We start from the raw sequence: 14,832 nt of genomic DNA on the forward strand, positions 1-14,832 counted from the left end.
ACAGCTCGTGCCAACTGCGCGTACCTGGAAGGGATTGGCCGGGAACGGACCACCGCCCCCGCCCCCGGCCCCGGCCCCTACAGATCCGCGCCAGGCAGGCCCTCGGGCAGGGACTGCCGCGCGGCCTCGGGCACGTCCGGGCAGAGCGCCTTCAGCAGGTGTCCGAAGATGGCGTCGTCGATCGGGCTCGGCTGAGCCGTGCCGTCCGCGTCGAACCGCTGGTACTTCATCAGGTTCCAGCCCATGGAGAACTGGCGCTCGCCGTCGAGACTCGACAGCGCGTACGTCCCGGCACCGAAAACCGCCCCGTCGTGGCCCCAGAAACGGCCGCAGGGCAGGTCGAGCGCGTAGACGAGAAGGCGCCGTACATGCCGGCCGCGTGGACGCCGTCGAGGTTGCCGCGCAGGGCGCCCCGGTCCAGTCCTCCCCCGGTCTCCGAGGCGGCGGACGCCGTGGACACGGAGGTGGTCATCAACAGTGCGGCGCTCACGGCGGCACCGACGATCCGGTCGCTTGTCATCCGGCCACTCCCCCATCCGGCCACGCCACGAAGGGACGATTCTTCCGAACTCCGGTCGAGTGACGCGTCCTTCGGACGGGCCGCCGGTGCTCCGCCCTCCGGCCGATGTGGCCCTGACGCATCGTCATCAAGGGCGATTCGCACACGGGCGCCTCCGGGGTACGGCGGATCAGCTCCACCCAGCGGTCTCGAACACACCTTTCATTCATTTTTCACCAATAATCGGCACTCACGGGTGGAAAAATCACGGACGACATCGCAGCGAGCGAACGAGGGGAACCGCACCATGCGTCTTTCGTGGACAACGGCCGCCGTCACGACCTGTGCCACCCTGGCGATCTCGACCACCGGCATCACCACCGCCCTGGCGGGACCCGCCGGTCAGACCCGTACGGCAGACCGCGCGGCCGCACAGGCGCCACGGGGGACGGGAGAACAGACCTTCAAGGCCACACAGACCACGGAGGCGACGGAGTCCACGCTGAGCCTCACCCTGGACGCGGCCACCGGCGGCAAACCCCAGAAGTTGTCGTCGGCCGACCGCCGGCTGATCGCCGGCCTCCTCGGTGAGCCGGTCGGACAACTCAACTCCGCCCGGCCGGCCGCCGCCGGACCGAACGCCACTCGCGGGGCGAGGGGCCCCGCGACACTACGATGCGACAAGAACCCGAGCTGGAGCGACGCCCGCGGAACTCTGAACGCCCGCTTCAACTGCCATCACAACACGATCAACTGGGGCTACAAGATCTCCGCGCAGGTGCGGGCCGTCATCACCGGCAAGGTCACGGAGAAGGGCGTGTCATGGTGGAACAACGGCAAGCGGAAGCCGAACAACGCGGGCCACGTGGTGGCGAAGAACTATCACTTCCACGGCACGCTCAAGCCGGTGAAGCACGGTGACCACGTGCAGTTCCAGGACCACATGACGTTCCGGGTGAACATCGGCGGGAAGCCCGGCACCGGCACCCTCACCTGGGCCGCGGACGTCAAGGCGAAGAAGTAGCCGGGCCCGCGATGAACCTCGACACCGACTCCGTACGCGACTGGGCCGAGAGCATCCTCCGCCAGCTCGACGCACCTCCCGGGCACACACTGGACGTCACACCGGCAGAGCCCGAGGACGCCCCCGGCCCCGAACTCGCGACCGGACAGGCCGGATTCACCTCCCGCCTGCGGACGCACGGGGGCGTGAGCGGCCCTGCTCAGGCCACGCCGGGGGACGAGGTCACCGTTGTGCGCGTCACTCTCGGGTACGCGGACGAGACCTCGACCAGTGTGCTCATCGACCTGGCCATGGGTGAGGACGACGCGGTGGCACTCCTGGCCGACCAGTTGCAGGACAGCGTGCTGGAGAACACCGGTGGCTCCCCGGCACCCCCCTGCCCGACCCCCCGCCACACCCACCCGGCGACGGCCCGAGTGGTGAACGGCACCGCCTCGTGGATCTGCCCCCAGGACAGCACGTCCCGGCCGATCCTCCCCATCCCGTAGGCAAGCCCCGAACAGCCACACGGTGACCGTCGGCATCAAAGCGGATCTCAGACGGCGAGCGCAAACGACCGATCAGGGCGGACCGGTGGCTGTTCCGGCGGGGCCCCAGGGGCTATTCCGGCGGGGTCGGGGTCTCGTCGCAGCGGTACATCACCTGGATGTCCAGCTCCAGCTGGATGGTGGGTCCCACGATCGCGATGCCCCTGGCGAGCATATTCCCCCAGTTCAGGGTGTATTCCTCCCGGTGGAGTTCGGTCCGGGCCTTGGCGGCGCACCGCAGTTCGTCGCCGTAGCCACCGTTGACGGATCCGAGGTAGTCGGTCTCCAGCTGCACGGAGCGGCTGTTGCCGTGCAGGGTGAGGCTGCCGTGGACGGTCCACTTGTTGCCCGGCCGGGGCTGGAAGCGGTGGCTGACGAAGTAGATGTGCGGGTAGTTCTCCACATCGAGGAAGTCCGCGGAGCGCAGGTGGTCGTCGCGGGTCTTGTTTCCGGTGGTGATGCTGGAGGCGTCGATGGTGCACTCCGCGTAGGAGTCCTGCGGCCGTTCCCCGACCTGCACGCCGCCCTCGAAGCGGGTGAACCTGCCGTGCACATTGGCCATACCGACATGGCGTGCGATGAACCGGATGGCGGTGTGCGGCGGGTCGAAGAGCCAGATGCCGGGCTCCGGCGGCTCCAGCGGGCGGGAGTGTTCCATCGAGATCCGTGACAGGTTCTGCCGGCCGGCGAAGATCTCGACCGTGGTCTGGACGGGCAGCAGACCGTCGGCCGTGATCAGTACGGAGTAACGCCCGGTGGGCAGGCCGATGGTGAGCGTTCCGAACGGGTCGGTACGGCCCCTCATCACCACGTGTCCGGTGTGGTTCGCCTTGACCTGGACCTCGGCGCCGTCCAGCGGATGACCGACGGGTCCGACGACTTCGAGGGCGAGGACTCCTGCGGTCAGAGGGACCCGGGACAGCAGCGCGGTTTCCTTGCGGCTGCCCTTCGCCTTGTTGCGCCTGAGTAGCGAGAGGCCCATGGTGACCCTTCATTCGTGTGCGTGGTGGTCCTTGAGCGGGTGGTGCTTGTCGCGTGCGTGGTGGTCCTCGTGTGGCGGGACTTGTGCGTGCGCCTCACGGCTTCCCTTGGGCCTCACTCACCGTCCCGGGCAAGGATCTGCCCCAGTGCGAGGGTGAGAAGCTTCGCCGCCGCGGGATCCGCGCCGGGGTGGCGGAAGGCGATGTGGTTGTCGGGACGTACGAGCAGACAGCCGCCGTCACCGGTCTCCCGCAGTCGCGCCCAGTCGCCGTACGGGTCCTCGTACTCCTGCCCGGGGCCGATGACCGCGGTGGCGATCTCCAGTCCCCAGCGCCGGGACGCGGCCTCGGCCGCCTCCCGCCAGCAGTCACCGCCGATTCCCGTGATCACGGTGAACCGGCCCTGCCCGCCGACGTCCAGAGTGGACAGGCCGGTGCGTCCGCGCGTGATCCAGGCGTGGGGCAGCCGCGCACCCGGCCGGGTCGTCGGCTGGTAGTGCAGTTCGGCGTCCCGCGCGTAACCGGGATCGGGGGTGCCGTCGGGAACGACCGCCGCCGAGCTGTAGCGCTGGTTCATCTCCACGCCGTGCGCGTTGAACTCGTACACCTTCGCGGCGATGGCCTCGCGGAGCCTGTCCCGGGCCGACTCGCCCTCGGGCGTGGCGGCCTTGCGGGCTTCCACCCGGTCCCACAACTCGTCCGGGTCGTCGGTCGAGAGCAGGTCGAGCGATTCGAAGAGGGGCAGGGTCTCGCCGATGCTCTTGTTGGCGCGCTCGACGATCTGCTTCCCCACCGGCACCCGCTCGGCGTCGTAGGTGTCCAGCAGGGCGGACGAAGCGGTGCCGTCGAGGACGAGCTTCAGCTTCCAGGCCAGGTTGTAGGCGTCCTGTATGGACGTGTTGGAGCCGAGGCCGTTGGACGGCGGATGGCGGTGCACGGCGTCCCCCGCGCACAGCACACGGCGGTCCCGGTAGCGCTCGGCGTAGAGCTGATTGACGGTCCACGACGAGGTGGAGGTGATCTTCACGGGTACGGTGTCGTCACCGATGAGGGGGCGTATCACCGACAGCGCGTAGTCCTCGGTGAGTTCGGGGGCGCCCTGGTCGAGATCGTAGCCCCAGACCACCATCCATTCGTTCCACGGGCGGACACATCGCACCAGCCCCGCGCCTATCCCGCCGACCGTCGCTCCGGGAGCGAGTACCCAGTAAAGGGTGCCGGGACGGTGGGCGGTATAGGCGCTGAGATCGGCCTCGAAGACGATGTTGAGGCTGCCCGCGATGCCCGTGCGGCCATTGACCGGCAGGCCGGAGTTCTCGGCGACTTTACTGCGACCGCCATCAGCACCGATGAGGTATTTGGCGTGAATCTCGTAACGGTCGCCGCGGAGCCGGTCCTTGACCAGTGCGGTGACGCCTTCGTCGTCCTGCTCGTGCGACAGGTACTCGGTATGGAAACGGAGCGAGGTACCACGGGATACGGCGGCCTCGACGAGTACCGGTTCCAGCAAATGCTGGGGCATGTCGCACATGCGGCTCGGGCCGGCGAGTTCGTGGCGCGCCCGGACCAGGGGGTCGTTGCCCCAGGAACGCAGCCGGCCCAGCTCGTCACCGGCCAGGCTGGAGCAGAAGACCGTGTTGCTCATCAGGTGCTGCGGCGTGGCCTGCGCCACCACCCGGTCCTCGACTCCGAGGTCCCGCAGGACTTCCATCGTGCGCTGGTTGGTGATGTGCGCACGGGGCGTGTCCGCGAGGGAGCCGTAGCGGGTCACGGCGATGTTCGGCACACCGTAGGTGCTGAGGGCGAGCGCCGCGCCCGCCCCCGCCGGACCAGTGCCCACGACAAGGACATCGGTCTCAATTCTCTGCACGGCTCAGCCACTCCTGTTCGCAAAGGTGAGGGGGACGGCGCAAGTGGTGCCGAAATACTAGCCCGTGTAATGCACCCTTCAACTTCGAGCTGTGACCACGCCTTGAAAAGCGGTCAGCCATGCGGTCCATTTCGTGTGCAAGATATGGACGGAAAGTGAATGCACTTCGCCGAATATTCATGAGCCGTCGGGCCCCGTCGCCGAACTCCCGCTATTCGGCCGGGAATCACGACCGCGCCCGGGGGTGGTCCCCCGGGCGCGGTCGGCGCGGTATGCGCACGCGATGTGTCGCGGATCGTTACGTAGACATCGTCATGTGAGCATCGCCATGCGAGCACCGATATGTGAGCGCCGTTGTACGCGCCGTTACATGAGTGCCTTCATGGGCTTCGTTGCACGGGATCCGTTCACGGGCGGCGTTACACAGGTCCGTTCATGACGGCGTTTACACGAGTCCGTTCATGGCGGCCTTTACAGGGGTCCATTCATGGGCGTCCTCCGGTCCTCACGTGAGCAGGTACGCCTTCACGACCGTCACGTCGTAGGTGTTGTCCTTCGTGTCCGTCAGCTTCGCCTTGAACGAGACCGACGTGGCGTCCTTCGGGTGACTCAGCGACAGGCTCTTGCCGCCGCCCTCGCCCGTGACGACCGGGGTCGAGGCCCACGTCGTACCACCGTCGTAGGAGACCTGGACGGACAGCGACTTGAGGCCCTTGCCCGCCGCCGGGCCCTGGACGGACAGCGGGACGGTGAGCTTCTCGCCGGCCGCCGCGGTGCTCGCCGGGCTCAGCTCGGGGGCGAACCGGACGGTGGACAGCGGGAGTTCCACCGGTTCGGTGCCCGAGGACTCCTTCGAGGTGAACGTCCAGGCCGCGGTGAGGCGGGTGGTGACTCCGGCCACCGTGGTGGAGCGGGTCGCGTCCGTGCTGACCCGGTACGGGACCGACGCCGACGGCAGACCGGTGGCGCGCCGGCAGAGTTCGCCCTTCGCGTCGACGACGTTCTTGCCGTCGGCGGTGATCACCGTCCGCTGCTCGGTGACCCCGGAGACACCGAAGTGGCCGGCCCCGTCGCTGAACTCGGGTACGCACACCTCCAGTTCGTCACCGAGGCGCAGGGCGGTGGAGCCGGAGCCGACCTTCGGACCGAACACCCCGGTGTTGTACGTCTTCTCGTACGTCTTCTTCGGCTCGTACGTCGCGGGCGCGTCCGACTTGAGGTGGACCCCGTCGTCCGCGTCCTCCGAGGACGGCTGCTGGGCGACGTTGAATTCCCACTCGAAGCCCTTGGGCGCGGTGACGTACGACTTCACCGTGGCCGGCAGGGCGAACGGGGCGGAGACGGTGCCCATCCCGAACGACTCGTTGCCCCAGAAACCGTTGACGGTGCCCTTCCGGTTCGCGGCGGACGCGCCGATCTTCAGGTTCACCTGGGCCAGTTCGCCCAGGGCCGCCTTGTGCGTGAAGCCGGTGTAGAGCGAACCGGTGCGGTTGTAGAGGAGGTTGTAGCCGGTGTTCCCCTTCTGCCAGAAGCCGCCGACCTGGGCGCTGAACTCGTTCGCGGGCAGCGCCGGGCCGACCTGGGCCGTCCTGAAGCCCTTGAACGAGTCCAGGAAGTAGCTGCCGCTGTAGCCTCCGCCGGGCGACGCCAGCGAGTAGTTGAGATAGCCGGCGACGTGCTTCGCCGACTCCGGCGCGGCGATCTCGACCGGCTTGGCTGTGCGTGCGTCGAAGGTGATCGTGGTGTTCCCACTGACCGAGATCTTCGGTCGCACCATCAGCGCGGTGTCCGGTTCGGCGTCGCCCTGGGGAGTCGCCACCCCGGCGCTGATCAGGTAGGTGCCCTTGGGCACCCTGGCTTCGATCGTGCCGTCACCGTCGGTGTCGTACGGATTCTCCCAGAAGTCGCCGAGATGTTCGTAGACGTCGGTCTCGGCCTGGGCGGGCTTGCCCTTGGTGTCGATGAACTTCAGTGTGAGGTCGTACGCCTCCGCCTCACGCGTGACACCGAACGAGGTACGGACGCTCTGGCCGCCCTCGGCCGCCCTGGCGACGATCGCGCCGGAGTAGGCGCCGTTCAGGCTGCCGACCGCGGTGTCCGTGGTGAGGTCGACGCTCGCGGTGCCGCCCGCGGGTACGGTGACCCGCTCGGCGCCGAGTGCGAAGAATCCGGCCGGGGCCGCCGCGCCCTCGGGACCGATGGTCTCCAGCGACAGATCGAGAGTGACCGGCTCCTGGCCGCTGTTGCGGTAGGTGACCTCCTTCGTCACCGGCTTGTCGTCGGTGTGCGGCCACTGCTGGACGCCGAAGCTCACCGACGTCTGCTCGCTCGCCACCGTCTGGGTGATCGCCCTGGTCAGGTCGGCCCTGCCGGTGCCCTGCTGGAACGGCGTCAGCCCGGTGCCAGGCTTGGCGGAGGCGGTCAGCGTCTGCTTGATCAGCGCACCGGTCCAGTCCGGATGCCGCTGCGCGAGGAGCGCCGCCGCGCCCGCGACGTGCGGGGTGGCCATCGACGTACCGGACATCGAGACATAACCGTCGCCCGCCGGGTCACCGATAACACCCTGGGCGGCCTTCGCCGCGACGATGTCCACACCGGGCGCGGTGATGTCCGGCTTCAGAGACCCGTCGGCCGTCGGCCCCACACCGGAGAAGTCGGCGATCCCGTCCTCGCGGTCGACCGCGCCGACGGTGAGTGCGGACGCCGCGCTGCCCGGGGAGCCCACGGTCCCGGCGCCGGGGCCGTCGTTGCCCGCCGCGATGACGAAGAGGGTTCCCTTCTCCGTGGACAGCTTGTCCACGGCGGCTTCCAGCGGGTCCGTCTCCGTACTGTCCGTGCCGCCGAGGCTGAGGTTGGCCACCTTCGCGCCCTGGTCGGCGGCCCACTGCATCCCCTCCACGATGCCGGACTCGCTGCCGTAGCCGCCGTCGTCCAGCACCTTGCCGTCGAGGATCTCCGCGCCGGGGGCGACGCCCTTGTACTTGCCGCCCGACTTGGCACCGGAACCGGCGGCGGTGGACGCCACATGGGTGCCGTGGCCGACGTGGTCGACGGTGTTGCCCGAGCCGGAGAAGTCCTTCTGCGCCACCTCGACGCCCTTGAGGTCCGGGTGCGTCTCGTCCACCCCGGTGTCCAGGACGGCGATCTTCACGCCCTTGCCGTCGTACCCGGCCTCCCAGGCGGCCGGGGCGCCGATCTGCGCGACGCTCTTGTCCAGGCTCGCCCGGCGCCTGCCGTCGAGCCACACCCGCCCGATGCCCGGAGCCGCCGTACGTACCGAACTCCGCTGCCCACTCGGCGCGGTGAGTGCCTGCCAGACCTCGGAGGAACCGGTCTTGGGCGCGGTGAGCGCCTCACCGCCGATCGCGGGCAGGGTACGGCGCACCGCGACGTCCGCGGCCGAGATGGCCGACTTCAGGCGCGCCCTCTCCTCCGTGGACGACTGTGTGGACGGCTCCGCGGACGACCGCGTGGACGACTTCGTGTACGACACGATCAGCGGCAGTGTGTCCCGGTGCGCGTCGTCGTAACGGCTCTTGATGAGCTCGGTGACGTTGAACAACCGCCGGTCCAGAGTGCCTTGGGCCACCAGACTCGCCGCGTCGGACGGCACGGCATACGTCGCGCCCTTGACCCGGCTGACGGATATTCGGACCCCCTCGCGGCCCTTGGCGTGCTGGACCCGCGTGACCCGGCCCTTGGCGTCCACGTGGATCCGGTCCCCGGTGATCAGGGTGACCACGGACGACTCGCCACGCGCCTGCCCCGCTCGCTCCGCCTGCTCCGCTCGCTCCGCCTGCGCGGCGAGCGTGTTCCCGCCGCCCGTGCCACTGCTGGTGCCGGTGGCGGCCCCTGAAGCGGCGCCCGTGGTGAGCCCCGCGGTGAGCAGGGCCGCCACCATGGCCGCGCCCGCCCTGTTTCTGCCGCTGCTCACGGCTCTATTCACACTTCTGCTCGCGCTTCCGCTCACGCCTTTGTCTCTGCTCCTGAGCAACTCGCCCCCAACGGTGAGGTGATGAATCGGCGGTGCATACCCCGTATGCCTCGCGTCGCGTCCCGGCTCCGCCTTTAAGTCCGACCGGACTAAGATCAACAGGGATCGCTCGGCACGGAAGACGTAGGACGTCCCGGACGGGTTCATCCGCGCGACGGCCGAATCGACGCGACCGCTCGGCGAGGCCCGTAGCAAGGACCGCCCCGACATTGCTCGAACCCTGTGCTCCGTGAGACGGGCAATACAGTGCGACATCGACCGGTCGAGCGACCTCGCCCCGCAGCTCGTCCGCATCGAGTGACCTCGCGTCGCGAGCCGGTGAGCCCTTTCCGGCCACGGTTTCCTGTCCTGTTTCCCGGTTGCTGTGGACAGCCCGCTGCGTCCGGTGGAGTGTGTCCCTTGCCCCACAACCCCCTTGTGCAGAAGGAGAATTCGCCATGCCCGCAGAGTCACGTGTGCCTGTGCGATCCGCGTCCCCACGTCTGCCCCGCCTGCTTGCGGGTACTGCCCTCGCGGTCGCCCTCGGCGCTATGTCACTCCTCATCCCCCACCCCGCGTCCGCCGCCGACCCCACCACGCTGACCAGCGGGTTCTACGTCAACCCCGACTCCTCACCGGCCGTCTGGGCCCGTGACCACCCAGGCGACTCGCGGGCCGCCCGCGTCCAGTCCTCCATAGGCTCGCGGCCGATCGCCCGCTGGTTCGGCACCGGCAGCAGCGCGTCGAGTGTGGCGAGCTACGTCGGTGCCGCGGACAGCCACGACAAGCTCCCCGTCCTGGTGGCCTACAACATCCCCGGCCGTGACGCCTGCGGCGGCCACTCGGGCGGCGGTGCGGGAAGCGTCGGCGCCTACCGCACCTGGATCGCGTCCTTCGCCGCCGCCATCGGGACGAAGCCCGCGGTGGTCGTCATCGAGCCGGACGCGCTCGGCGACTTCGCCTGCATGTCCTCCACGCAGGTCCAGGAACGCCTGGACATGCTCCGCTACGCCACCGAGAAATTCCGGGAGAAGGCGCCCAACACCTCCGCCTACCTCGACGGCGGCAACGCCGGCTGGGTCGCCCCGGCCACCATGGCGAGCCGTCTCAACTCGGCGGGCGTGCACAACATCCGCGGCTTCTCCGTCAATGTCTCCAACTACTACAGCACCGGCGCGTCCGTCTCGTATGCCTCCTCCGTCACCTCGGAACTCGGCGGCGGCGCCGGCTTTGTCGTCGACACCAGCCGCAACGGCAACGGCAAGGGCTCCAGCGGCGAGTGGTGCAACCCGGCCGGCCGCAAGCTGGGCACACCGCCCCAGACCGGCGGCGGAGCGGACATGCTGCTCTGGATCAAGACGCCGGGCAACTCGGACGGACAGTGCGGCATCGCCCCCACGGTCCCTGCCGGAGTGTTCAGTCCGGACATCGCGGTCCGCCTGATCGACGGCGTCTGACCGTAGACCGAGTCGACAACCCTGCGGGCCCCACCGGCAGACCAGCCCGTTCGGCCAAGTGCCGAGCGGGCTCGCCGAACGATGTCGCGCGGGAGGCGGGGAACGCGCGGACCATCGCCGAACAGTGCGAGCGCGTCCCCCAGGCCGGGAACGAGGCGGCCGAGTCCGAGGCCGGCGGCCATCGCGATCAGGATCCACCCGGCGAGGAAGCGGTCGAGGAACGACAGACGTCCGGCCACCGGCCCTGCGGACGCCGCCGTGGTGGTGGCTTCGGCGCTCACGAGACGGCCCCGGCGGATTCGGTTCGGCGGGCGGCTTCGGGTTCGGCGGGCGGCTGTCCGGCGGGGCGGGTGAGGATCGCGGCCAGGTGGTCGGTCATCCCGGGCAGCGGCCGGTAATACACCCATGTCCCGTACCCAGCTCGCGCTCGATGTCGCCGGCCGCGAACCGGGCGCACGTCAGCCACACCGTGGTTGGAACCCGATGAGCCCCTGATCAATACTGGGACCAGGACTTCGTGGAACGAACGTCTCGAGAGACCGCATTCAGGGAGGCCCGCACGATGGTCACGGTTGTTTTCGGCGCCCGGGGGAACGTCGGCCGCCATGTCGCCGGAGGTCTGGCGGCCCTGGGCGTGCCGGTCCGGTCGACGAGCAGGACACGGGACGCCGCCCATGTGGCGGCTGATCTGGATGCACCGGAAACGTTGCCCGCCGCGCTGGAGGGCGCGTCGCAAGTCTTTCTCTACGCCAAACCCACGGGCATCGACGGGTTCGTGGCGGCCGCTCGTTCGGCCGGGGTGCGGCACGTGGTGCTGTTGTCGTCCGGGGCGGTCGTGCAGCCCGGCGCCAACCGTAATCCGATCGCCCGGGATCATCGGGTCGTGGAGGTGGCACTGGAGGAGTCCGGGCTGTCCTGGACCTTCATCCGGCCGGGAATGTTCGCGACCAACACCCGATGGTGGTGGACACAGGCGATCAAGGGCGGGGAAGCTGTGCGGCTTCCGTACCCGGAGGCGCTGACGGCTCCCGTCAGCGAGCGGGACATGGCCGCCCTCGCGGTGACGGCGCTGACCGAGCGGGGGCACGGGCGACAGGCGTACACGCTGTACGGTCCACAGGTGCTCACCCTGCGTGAACAGGTTGGGCACATCGGCTCGGCCATTGGCAAGAAGATCGCCATCGAGACGGTCACACCCGAACAGGCGCGGGCCGATCTGGGCAGGACGATGCCCGCGATGGGAGTAGAGGCGATCATGCACGCGTGGGAGGCGGGCGCCGAGACCGTCCCCGAGACCTCCGCCATCGTCGAAAAGCTCACCGGAAGGCCTGCCCAGACATTCCCGGAGTGGGCGCGGGACCACGCCGACGACTTCCGTCCGTGACAACCGGGCTTCCTTCACCCCTCTCCATACGAAACCGAGTTCGCGACCAGGTTCAACTCGCCGCAGAGATCCGCCGGTTCTTCCACCGCCGCCGACGTCGGCCGCACATCGTCCACGGCTGCTTCGGTGGTCCAGACGTCCGTTACGGCTTCGGATGCGGCAGGACCGCGATCCCGTCCAGTTCGACCAGGGCCTGTTCGTCCCAGAGCCGTACGACACCGATCACCGCCATCGCGGGATACGCGCGGCCCGCCAACCGGCGCCAGACGCGGCCGAGTTCGGCGGCGTGGGCCGGGGGCGGCCGGTGCTCGGCCCATCTCGCGTAACCCAGTAGGCCACGCTTCACGTCGGTCGGTGTTCTCCTGCCAACGGTCCAGCCAAGCCAGGATTGTGCGGACGGCTTCGCGGTGGCCGCCGACGGTGATAACGCGTCGAGCAGCAAGGGCCGGCAGCGCAAGCACGCCCGTAATTATCTGGTGCCCCTCCCGGCAACCTTTGCCCTGTCGCGGCACTGGGGTTGTCAAACGACTCCCGCAGGTCAGCTCGAAATGCTCTCTCCTGTCACATGAGTTACATGGTTGGCTCCTTGAACACGCGGCCCACCTCAAATCCTCGGCAGAGGGAGGCCGGGCATCTGCGGGTGGCGCAAGTGCTGCCCGCCGTCGTGGACATGCAGCCGAAACGTCTCCGGTCCCGGCCGACCCGCCGCGTCGTAGGCGCTCAGGACCGTCTCAATGCGGTCCCACAGCTTGACCGGGCCGCCTTGTCGCAACTGCCAGGCGCCGTCGTCTGGGGTGAGGGTAGCGGCGGATCCGGTGATGACGTCGATGAGGTGCACCACCTCGCCGACCGTGGTCATCTGTGCGTCCGGCGCGGCGCTTTGGGCGAGGAACCGCAGATGGAAGGCTTCCTCGGTGGCGGCGGTGATCCTCTCCGGGCTGTGTTTCGCCTTGCGGTAGGCCTCGGGGAGGCCGGCGGCCCAGTGGGCGGGGTTCCCGAACGCCGGGGCGGCGTGCGTCCGCGCGGACATGAAGGAGACGGTGCCGCTCAGCAGATGGCCTTCGGCGGTGCCGTCGCCCTCGACGGTCAGCAGGACGCGGGCGTACCCGTAGAGCCAGCCGCTGAGGGTGAGCAGGATCTTCCCTCCGGGCCGGGTCTGGGAGATGAGGGCCGGAGGGACGGCGCGGAAGGAGCATGCGGCTACGATCCGGTCGAAGTGCGCCTCAGGCCAGTACCCGTACAGCCCGTCGGCGACCGCGAGCGTGGGGGTATGGCCCAGGCCGAACAGTGCGTTCGCCGCCGTCTCCAGGCGGTGCGGGTCCACCTCGATGCTGGTGAGGTTGGCGGAACCGAGGCGTTCGCACGCGAGCGCTGTGGAGTAGCCGGTCCCGGTGCCGATCTCCAACACCTTGTGCCCCTCGGTGACCTCCGCGTCCGTCCACATCCGCAGCACGAGCGACGGCAGGGTCGACGACGAGGTCGGGGCCCCGCCGTGCCGGTGGGCGGGCTGCTTCCAGTCCACTTCGTCACCGTCGAACTGCGTGATCAGCGTGGTGTCGGAGTATGCAGCGGCCAGCCACCGGCCGTAGTCGAGCTCGGCGGTGACTGGCTCCCACACTGTCATCCCCTGCCCGTCGCGCTTGTCGGCGGGCAGGTAGAAGCCGGGCACGAACCGATGCCGGGGCACCGTCTCGACCGCCTGGTGCCAAGCCGGATCGGAGAAAACGTCATCCGTGGCGAGGGACTTCGTCATGGCCTCGCGCAGGCGGGCCGCGTCGGTCTCAAGGTCAGCGGGCATGGTCACGGGCCGCTGCCTCCTTTCTGCTCAGGATGTCGGCGAACGCCTCGGTGATGGCCGGGGCTTCGGGCAGCCAGCCCCATTGCCCGTTCGGATTGCACTCAATGGCCGTCCAGGATTCGGGCAGGCGTTCGTCGCCGGTGAGGCCGAAGTCGAAACAGCCGAAGGCCAGGCCGAACAAGGCCAGGTATCTGTGCAGCGCGGCCTCGATCAGGGCCGGGACGCCGACGGGTGTGTGGATGAGGTTGTTCCAGTCGCCTCGGCGCCAGTCCAAAGCACCGTCCGGTGCTTCGACCCGGCTGGCGAACACCTGCCGCCCGACCACGGTGACCCGTGCGTCGCCGGTCTTGGGGATCTCGGCCTGGAACAAGTGCGGCATCACGGTGAGCGAGTCGTCGAAGGTGCCCGGATCGACGCGCTGGGCCCAGATCGCTCCAGCGTGCCCGTCCTCACCTGCGGGCAGGCCGCGGAACGGTTTGTAGATGATGTGGTCGTGCTCAGTGGCGAACTTCCGTGCCTGCTCGGCGTCGTTGGTGACCAGCGTCGCCGGAACCGTGAGACCGAGCTCGGCGAAGCTTTGCAGTTGGGCGGGCTTGAAGTCCGCACGGCTGACGGCGGCCGGGTGGTTCACATACCTCGCGCCGCGCAGGTTGTGCAGGATGCCGCCGAGACCGTGCCGAGCCTCGGCGGCGGCGAAGTCGCGCTGCTGGGCGGGCAGGGGGGCGAAGCGGACGGAGTACGCAGTGGGGCGACGGTAGTACACCGCCGCCACCTCCCCCAGTTCCACCTCGCGGCTTGCCGTACGCAGCCGCCCGCCCCATACCGGTGCCCCGGCGCCGATGCGGGCGCCGAAGGTCAGTCCGGGCCCGATATCGGCCGGGTCGACCCGGGCGACGGGCACCTCACGCTCGTTGAGTGCGGCGATGACCAGGTCGGCGGTGACGTCCTCCAGGGACGTGACGACCAGAACGAGGGGAGCCACTGGTCAGTCCGACTCATAGTCGGTGGTGTTGTCGTCCTGGGTCTGCGGCTGTGGGGTCTGCCCGTCACCGCCGCCGGACACCGAGGCAGTGCCCTTGGTCTTGTTGGTGCCATGCTTGCCCATCTCCACCACCTGGCCGGCGGCGTCGGTGTAGCAGGCGGTCTGCGTGGCCCCGTCCAACGTCACCGCCGCGTAAGGCGGCGGCCCCACCGGCAGCCGGTCGGTGACCAGCCGCATCGCCCACGGAGCCTCGGGCGCAAGTGTCACCATGCGAAATCCCCTTCCCTCACACAGGCGGGTAGCCCGGACGGCTCCCGCCTGAACAGAATCCGCCCACC

At 69.2% G+C, this 14,832-nt stretch carries 11 protein-coding genes and 2 pseudogenes; 4 read left to right on the forward strand and 9 right to left on the reverse strand.

Translation table 11 applies throughout. The features are described 5' to 3' along the window. Positions 1 to 77 precede the first annotated feature (77 nt). Positions 78 to 245, reverse strand: coding sequence for a hypothetical protein (locus ACIQD6_RS19595; RefSeq protein ID WP_401884160.1), 168 nt, complete (start codon positions 243 to 245; stop codon positions 78 to 80). A gap of 561 nt (positions 246 to 806) precedes the next feature. Here ACIQD6_RS19595 and ACIQD6_RS19600 point away from each other — a divergent pair. Together ACIQD6_RS19600 and ACIQD6_RS19605 are read left to right on the forward strand one after the other, a co-directional pair. Beyond that, complete coding sequence (locus ACIQD6_RS19600; RefSeq protein WP_401884162.1) at positions 807 to 1,523, forward strand: hypothetical protein; 717 nt, start codon at positions 807 to 809, stop codon at positions 1,521 to 1,523. A gap of 11 nt (positions 1,524 to 1,534) precedes the next feature. Next, entirely contained in the window at positions 1,535 to 2,011 is a 477-nt protein-coding gene (locus tag ACIQD6_RS19605) for a hypothetical protein (protein WP_401884163.1), read from the forward strand. A gap of 112 nt (positions 2,012 to 2,123) precedes the next feature. Here the strand turns inward: ACIQD6_RS19605 and ACIQD6_RS19610 are convergent, their stop codons facing one another. The 3 genes from ACIQD6_RS19610 to ACIQD6_RS19620 form a co-directional block, all read right to left on the reverse strand. Beyond that, a complete protein-coding gene (locus ACIQD6_RS19610) occupies positions 2,124 to 3,032 on the reverse strand; it encodes a YceI family protein (RefSeq protein ID WP_401884165.1) in 909 nt (302 codons plus the stop codon). 113 nt (positions 3,033 to 3,145) lie between these two features. Further along, positions 3,146 to 4,900, reverse strand: coding sequence for an FAD-dependent oxidoreductase (locus ACIQD6_RS19615; RefSeq protein ID WP_401884166.1), 1,755 nt, complete (start codon positions 4,898 to 4,900; stop codon positions 3,146 to 3,148). A gap of 505 nt (positions 4,901 to 5,405) precedes the next feature. After that, complete coding sequence (locus ACIQD6_RS19620; RefSeq protein WP_401884168.1) at positions 5,406 to 8,834, reverse strand: S8 family peptidase; 3,429 nt, start codon at positions 8,832 to 8,834, stop codon at positions 5,406 to 5,408. 590 nt (positions 8,835 to 9,424) lie between these two features. Here ACIQD6_RS19620 and ACIQD6_RS19625 point away from each other — a divergent pair. Continuing rightward, on the forward strand, positions 9,425 to 10,330 hold the full coding sequence (locus ACIQD6_RS19625) for a glycoside hydrolase family 6 protein (RefSeq protein WP_401884169.1): 906 nt from the start codon (positions 9,425 to 9,427) through the stop codon (positions 10,328 to 10,330). Between the two features lie 125 nt (positions 10,331 to 10,455). Here ACIQD6_RS19625 and ACIQD6_RS19630 read toward each other — a convergent pair. Next, positions 10,456 to 10,611: pseudogene (locus ACIQD6_RS19630) on the reverse strand (arsenical-resistance protein); the annotation flags it as partial. Positions 10,612 to 10,892: 281 nt separating this feature from the next. Between ACIQD6_RS19630 and ACIQD6_RS19635 the strand changes: the two are divergent. Continuing rightward, positions 10,893 to 11,714, forward strand: coding sequence for an NAD(P)H-binding protein (locus tag ACIQD6_RS19635; RefSeq protein WP_401884170.1), 822 nt, complete (start codon positions 10,893 to 10,895; stop codon positions 11,712 to 11,714). Positions 11,715 to 11,856: 142 nt separating this feature from the next. Here ACIQD6_RS19635 and ACIQD6_RS19640 read toward each other — a convergent pair. From ACIQD6_RS19640 to ACIQD6_RS19655, 4 genes and pseudogenes are all read right to left on the reverse strand, one after another. After that, positions 11,857 to 12,006: pseudogene (locus tag ACIQD6_RS19640) on the reverse strand (RidA family protein); the annotation flags it as partial. 312 nt (positions 12,007 to 12,318) lie between these two features. Then, the gene (gene tgmC / locus ACIQD6_RS19645) at positions 12,319 to 13,518 is read right to left on the reverse strand and encodes an ATP-grasp peptide maturase system methyltransferase (protein ID WP_401884172.1); all 1,200 of its coding nucleotides are present in this window, start codon (positions 13,516 to 13,518) and stop codon (positions 12,319 to 12,321) included. Then, complete coding sequence (gene tgmB, locus ACIQD6_RS19650; protein WP_401884173.1) at positions 13,502 to 14,494, reverse strand: ATP-grasp ribosomal peptide maturase; 993 nt, start codon at positions 14,492 to 14,494, stop codon at positions 13,502 to 13,504. Before tgmB ends, tgmC begins: the two co-directional genes overlap by 17 nt. 3 nt (positions 14,495 to 14,497) lie before the next feature. Beyond that, entirely contained in the window at positions 14,498 to 14,764 is a 267-nt protein-coding gene (locus ACIQD6_RS19655) for a putative ATP-grasp-modified RiPP (RefSeq protein ID WP_401884174.1), read from the reverse strand. Positions 14,765 to 14,832 lie beyond the last annotated feature (68 nt).

Source organism: Streptomyces sp. NPDC088400 (genome assembly GCF_044753355.1).
Taxonomy (GTDB): domain Bacteria; phylum Actinomycetota; class Actinomycetes; order Streptomycetales; family Streptomycetaceae; genus Streptomyces.